Here is a 1283-nt window from a genome sequence, read left to right as displayed (position 1 = left end):
TTCGGCCTGCGCGGCCGGTCTGAAACTGGAGCCGCCGCCCGGCTTGAACCCGCCCAAGGCCGGCGCCCTGGACTGGTCGGACCTGGTCGACGACGGGCCCGGCGAAGCGCCGCTGGACCTGGACACCCCGGTCATGCCCGCCGCCCAGCCGTCGGGAGAGGACGCTGAGGCCCTGGGCCAGCGCGTCGTGGCCGCCATCCGTCGGATGGGGGTGGACCCCAACGCCCTCCTGCCCCGTTCGCGGGTCGAGGAGGCGGCCCAGGCGCTGAGCGAACGGGACGCCGACCGATCCCGGCAGATCGTGCGGCGCGTGGCCCCCGCCGCCGTGCGCAGCGTATCGCGCCGTGTGCTGACGGATCCCGATCTGCGCGCAGACGCCGAGGCCTATGTCCGGTCGATCGGCCGAGAGCTCGCCGACTATGCCGGGGCGGGCGACGGTCCGTCCGTCCTGGGTCGTCTGACCACGGACGGCGGGCGGGCGTTCATGCTCCTGGACGCCGCTATCGGCGACCTCGCCTGATCGGGGAAACCGGGGTCAATGAGCTTTCGTGGGATGAATTTCGTCTTGACGGGCCGCCGGGATGACCACACCGTGGGCACCTCTGTCACGGTATTGTCACGTTAGATCCCGGATCATGGCCGACATCGAACAGACGCCGACCGATCCCCGTCCCACCATCGTGATCTGCGCCTGGGAGCCGGGAGAGAGCGGCTGGGACCCGATCGAGGACCTGTCCGGCGAGCCGTGGAGTCCCAGCGGGGCCCGCACCGTGGCGGTAGACGCGGACGCTCCCGAGGCGCTGGCCGCCACCCTTTCGGAGCATCTCGCCGATCCGCGCTGCCGCGCCATGCTGCTGGTGGGCCGCACGCACCGCCCGGGCGGCGGTCCGTGCTGCAGATGCGCGCCGAGGATCGGGCCCCGGACGGAGTCCGGCGGATCGGCGGGGTCGGACCCAGCGTGGCGCGCGCCACTGCGCCGGTCGCGGAGATGGTGCGGGCGCTGCACGACGCCGGCCTGTCGGCCGAAGCCACCTCGGAGGCCGAGGACGATGCGGGCAGCTTCCTGCTGTACCGCGTCCTGACCGGCCTGTCGGACGGATCCGACACCCCGGCCGTGGGCCTGCTCAGGGTCCCCGACGACGAGCCCGACGCCGCCATGCAGCGGGCCGTGAAGACAGCCGCTCAGGCGATGGCCCGCCACCTGTCGCCGATGGGCCGGACCCGCGCCCTCTAGCCGGCCAACCGCCTGCGCAACGGCAGGGCGGCCAATAGCCCGGCCGCCG

Annotated in this window: 1 protein-coding gene and 1 pseudogene; both read left to right on the top strand. The window is 73.4% G+C overall.

Annotated elements, in window-relative coordinates:
* Window positions 1-520, top strand: a pseudogene (locus AC2W7C_RS18080) (tipN); the annotation flags it as partial.
* A gap of 369 nt (window positions 521-889) precedes the next feature.
* A complete protein-coding gene (locus AC2W7C_RS18075) occupies window positions 890-1234 on the top strand; it encodes a C15 family peptidase (RefSeq protein WP_486002593.1) in 345 nt (114 codons plus the stop codon).
* The last annotated feature ends 49 nt before the right edge of the window (window positions 1235-1283 follow it).

This window comes from Brevundimonas sp. CURTG3B2_SDJG (assembly GCF_057364705.1).
Note: the sequence above shows the minus strand (reverse complement) of the source record. Positions and strands in the feature narration are given on the sequence as shown.